This window comes from Phocaeicola sp. RTP21359st1_B8_RTP21360_211022 (assembly GCF_040911965.1).
GTDB lineage: Bacteria > Bacteroidota > Bacteroidia > Bacteroidales > Bacteroidaceae > Phocaeicola > Phocaeicola vulgatus.
The window spans coordinates 1-5,782 of the sequence record NZ_JBDFXP010000091.1; the positions used below are offsets into that span (position 1 = coordinate 1).

At 38.4% G+C, this 5,782-nt stretch carries 2 protein-coding genes; both read left to right on the forward strand.

All coding sequences use genetic code 11. The features are described from left to right. Positions 1-3,398 (forward strand): SusC/RagA family TonB-linked outer membrane protein (locus AB5062_RS22330; RefSeq protein ID WP_368326992.1); only part of this gene is annotated, 3,398 nt, incomplete at its 5' end. 27 nt (positions 3,399-3,425) lie between these two features. After that, positions 3,426-5,312, forward strand: a complete 1,887-nt coding sequence (locus AB5062_RS22335; RefSeq protein ID WP_005846698.1) for a SusD/RagB family nutrient-binding outer membrane lipoprotein — start codon at positions 3,426-3,428, stop codon at positions 5,310-5,312. Positions 5,313-5,782: the final 470 nt, after the last annotated feature.

Below are 5,782 nucleotides of genomic sequence, written 5' to 3' on the forward strand. Positions count from 1 at the left end.
TAAAATCAGTCAGTATGTTGCTGTTCCTAATGGGTGCCTCTACCGGAGCAGCATACGCGGTCGCCAATCCCGGCGTTACCGACGTGAAAATCACACAACAAAGTGGTACATGTACAGGAGTTGTCAAGGATGCTACGGGTGAAACTGTCATTGGTGCATCTGTAGTAGTAAAAGGTACGACTAATGGTACTATTACCGGACTTGACGGTGATTTTTCTTTGTCAAATGTAAAAAAAGGAGATATCATTGTTATTTCTTTTGTAGGATATCAGACACAGGAAGTAAAATGGACCGGACAGCCTATTGATGTAACTTTAAAAGATGATACGCAACAGTTAGGTGAAGTTGTGGTTACAGCTTTGGGATTGAAGCGTGAAGAAAAAGCTTTGGGATATGCAGTTACTGAAGTGAAGGGAGATGAATTAAAAGCTGCCAATACCATTTCTCCGGTAGCCGCATTGCAAGGTAAAGTAGCCGGTGTTGAAATCTCAGGATCAGATGGTGGTTTGTTTGGTGGTACCAAGATACAGATTCGTGGAGCTTCAACCTTAAGTTCCAACAACCAGCCTATCTATGTGGTGGATGGAGTGATTCTGGATAACGGTGTATCTGGTAATACGACAGCAGACTGGGACGCAGGTGCCAACAACGCCAGCGACTATGGTAATGAGTTGAAAAACTTAAATCCTGATGATTTTGAAACTGTATCAGTATTGAAAGGTGCTGCGGCAACAGCATTGTATGGTTCCCGCGGTTTGAATGGTGCGGTTGTAATCACCACCAAATCCGGTAAGGGTACACAAGGGCTGGGTATCAGCGTTTCTCAAACATTTGGTATTGACCATGCTTTCAAGACTCCGGATATTCAAACTTTATATGGTCCAGGATACATGCCGGGACAATCTGATGCCGACCAAAATGGAAGTATGTGGGATGAACATCAGTTTACAGTAAATCAGAATGGAGAACATACGTTAGTAGGAGTACCCAACTTTGGTTTTGGTCCTAGATATGATGGCTCTCAAATCCGCAATTATGATGGTACATGGACTACCTATTCTCCACGTAAAAATAATATGCTGGATTTATATAAATTAGGATTCAATACAAACACGAATGTTTCTATTCGCGGTGGTAATGAAAAAACATCATTTTATACATCTTTATCTTATAAAAATGCCAAATCAACAACAGAAAACAATACTTTTGAACGTTACTCCATGTTGTTGAAAGCTAGCCATAAGTTGAACGATTGGGTGGATGTTGCTGCTTCTTTTAGCTTTGCCAACTCAAAACCGCGTAATGCACAACTGAATGCGGGTGAATTGTTTGTCAATGCAAATACCAATGTGATTAACCCGCTATTTGACGTAGATTATTTCCGGAACAAATATTTAGGTGAGCATGGTGGTATTGCCAGTACCAGCTATGGTGACCAATATGGTTCGGTTCCTTCCAGCGCTAAAAATTATTTCTTCAAAGTAGATAATTACGATTATGTACGGAAGGAAACTGTTATTCGTCCTACATTTGAAGTAAATGTAAAGATGACAGATTGGCTGAAGTTTAAAGCAGACGCTAATATGAACCGTTATTATACTTCTATAGAAGATAAGCAATTAGGTTCCGGTTATGCAAACGAAGGAGGATATTATGGTATTACGCAAGATATAAAAGAACAATTTACCGTAGGGGGAACTTTTACTGCCAGCAAGCAGATAAAAGATTTTTCACTCGGTGGATTCGCACGATTTGAGTATTACAACACCTCTTCCCAACATTCAAAAGTATCAACTGACGGAGGAATGGTGGTGCCTGGAGAATGGTTCGTGGAGAACTCAAAAAAGACTAAAAAGAGCGAATCGACCATATCGGGCAGCAAAAGAATTATTTCTGCCATTTTTGCTTTAAATTTAGGATGGAAGAATCAATTCTATTTGGATGTTACAGGACGTAATGACTGGTCTTCTGCATTGGTATATGCCAATCGTACAGGTAATCACTCATACTTCTATCCTTCTGTATCAGGTTCATGGTTGATTAATGAAACTTTCCGCGAAAGTATGCCTTCATGGATTAACTTGGCAAAACTTCGTGCATCATGGGCACAAGTAGGTAATGATACAGACCCATACGCTGTCAATCAGACGTATTCTTTTGCCACAATGGAAATGTATGACGGCAATATCTATACCAATGAACTGGACAAACTGATGAAGATTGCCGACCTTAAACCGGAACGTAAGAATTCATGGGAAATAGGTTTGGATTTCCGTACTTTTAATAATCGTTTGAATTTGGATTTCACTTATTATAAGGAAAATACCACAGACCAGATTATGAAAATCAATGTTCCTGCTATTTCCGGTGTTACCCAACAGTTGGTAAATGCTGGTAATATCCAAAACTCAGGTATTGAAATCGCATTAAATACCACTCCTATCAAAACTAAAGACTGGCAGTGGGATCTGGACTTCACTTATACACGAAACAGAAGTAAAATTGTATCCTTGCATCCTAATGTTGCCAACTATATTGAATTGTCCGGTTATGTAAACGCATACGACTATCATATCGGCTCTGTAGCAAAAGTCGGTGAGTCTTATGGTGTGTTGATGTCAGATGTCACTCAGGCACGTAATGAAAACGGTGTACCTTTGTTGGAGTGGGATGACAGCTGGAGAGGCGCATATAGAGCACAAAGCAAAACAGCGGAAGTAGTGGGCAACATGACACCCGATTTTCTGGGATCTGTAGCAACAACGTTAACTTGGAAAGATTTAAGTTTGAATGTCGGACTGGATATGCGTTTTGGAGGTTTGGTGGCATCTTACTGTAACTTATACGGAACTCAGGCCGGTTGGACAGAAAGCTCTTTGCAATACCGTGACCCGGAACATGGAGGTATGACTTGGACTAGTCAATATGCCGATTCCAAAGGTATTCAATATACTGATGGTATGATTCCGGAAGGTGTTTTTAAAGAAGGAACAATTGCAACCTTGGTGGATGGAACAAAAATGGATGTCAGCGGACTGTCTTACGCACAGCTGGTACAGGAAGGAAAACTGGAACCCACTCATGCCGGTTCATGGTATGGAAATAATTATTCATGGGGAGCACAGACAATTGATGACATTTGGGTACACAAGTTGAGTTATATCGCTTTGCGTAATATTACTATAAATTATCGTTTGCCTAATAGCATCAGTCACAAACTGGGTGCAAAAGGATTGAACCTGTCATTCAGTGCACGTAATTTGGGATATCTGTATAATTCATTACCTAATAACCTGAATCCGGAATCTGTACGTTCTAATTCAGCTTCAGAGTTCCGTATTCGTGGTTTCGAGCCTTATACGGCAAGTTACATATTTACAATTAATGCCAATTTCTAATTGTTAACTTTAAAAGAATTATCAACAATGAAATATAGAACTTTAGCAGCCGCACTGCTTTTAGGAAGTGTAATGTTTACTTCCTGTGTAGATGAATTCTCTGAATTAAATTCAGATCCGTCTACTATTACAAAGCCTGATATTCGTTTCCTGTTCACTAAATGTGAGGCTTCTTTCCAACCGGGAGATTATGCACAGTGGTTTGGAGGATTTAATGATCTTTCTACCTGGTCGCAAACAACAGTTTCATCAGGAGGTAATACAACTCGTTCAAATCGTCCGACTGATGAAGCCAATGGTTGTGGTTATGAAGTAAACGAAGTTCTTCGTTATGCTAATGAGATTCGATATCAAATCAGCCAGTTGCCTGAAGAGGAAAAAGCGACTTATGAATATATCCAATATCTTTGTAATCCTTTGTTGGTTTATTTAAGTATCCAAGATGCCGACCTATATGGCTCACGTCAATATACAGAAGCAGAACAAGCCAGATATACCAATCCTCCTTTGTTATTGCCTAAGTATGACACTCAAGAGGAACTTTTGGAAGTATGGCTGAAAGAACTGGACCAGACTATTAATTATCTGAGCAGTAACGAAATCAAAGATGTTTTGAATAATCAGGACTTTATTTATAAAGGTGATTTGAAAAAATGGGGCAAACTGGCCAATTCTTTGAAATTGAAAATTGCAGCCCGTTTGATAAACAAAGACCGGAACCGTGCTTTTGAAATAGTAAAACAGGTGGCAGAAAGTCCTGTTGGCTTAATTGCTACTACGGATGATGACTTTGTATATAACAAGGGTAAGTTCGATAACAATTGGAATAATGATTTTTCTGTAGGAGTAGGTACGCAACATCTTATAGACTTTTTGGTAAACAACAAAGATCCGCGTTTGCTTTATTTCTTCCAAAAGAATGACTACAATTCTAATGTTGTGCAGGCTTATTTTGATCAAAAAAGAGAAATGCCGGATTTTGTAGAAAAGAATGTAATTTCTGAGGTTAAAAATGGAAAGAAAGTCTTTAAAGAATGGGGTGGTCCAGGTGAACCTTGGGTACGTTATTATGGTCTTCCTGTAGAAATAGGTGCAGGACAGATGGACAAATACGAGGATTATTTTGACCCCACAGGACAATTGTTTGTTTTGTACTCGGCAGCTGGTGCCAAGAAAAGCTATTATCCGTGTACTTACCGGAATCAAGAAATGGTAAAAGGTTTGTTGACATATACTTATCCGGATGCTCCGGATGTTACTCCGGTTCAGGACACTCAACAATATGGCTGGTATGGTCTGTATTTTTCGGCAGCGGAAACCAATTTCTTCTTGGCTGAATTCACCCTGTTGGGAGCTACTTGGAATGGACAAAAAAGTGCCCAAGAGTATTTTACAGACGGTATCACTGCTTCAGTAAAAGGATATGATTATGTTGCCGGTCAGAATCATATACCTTATTATGACAGTCCTTATGTAAATGACCCTCATGATGTTTCCATTAAGCTGCAAGAGGAATGGCTGACAGAACTGCTTAAGAAAGAGGCTTATAATTTAAGTGGAGATAAAGCTTCTGATTTGGAAAAAGTGTATATCCAAGAATATCTCCATTATTTTAATGCACCGATTGATCAATATGTTAACATTATGCGTTCTGGTGTTCCTATGAAGAATAGTTCCATTTTACCGCGTAAGGAATTTGACGAACAATTGGGTGACTCTTATCCTATCCCTAGAAGATTTGCTGTTATGGAGCCTTTGGAATCAGATCAGTTACATGACATAACTATCGCTGCATATAAAGCACAAGGTTATACATATCAAGGTACAAATGCAAAAAATCCACAAGTTTTGCATGACGAACGTGTATGGATGGATAAAGAAAATCCTGATTTTGGCAAAGGACCGAAGAACTGAAAATAAAATTAAAGAATAACAGTTCCCCTTGTTTTTCCTGTAAAAACAAGGGGATTGTTTTATTTTGACCTTCAGGACTATACATAGAATTATTTTGCAAATATTATTTATATGTAAGTAAAGAGTTGATTCTTCTTGAAAAAGATAAGGACTTTCTAAAATAATGAGCCGATGCTGTTTTCATTTGTAAGATGAAAAACTTTCCCACCAATTATTGAAAGTTCTCATTCTTTTACGGAATGTAATACTCCCTTATTTCTTTGTGCAAAGTAGTGATTTGGGTAGAAATGAAGTAGAAAATTTCCATTTAAAGTTTGTTTTAACGGCTTTAAATGGAAATTTCTTTTTGTCGTTATCATATTCAACTCCATTGAATATCAACACAATAGCTGTAAGAGTAGTTCTGAAGGAACTAAGGAAACGGAATTACTTGATTTTCAATAAACTTTAAAAAAAATCACAGCTATGTT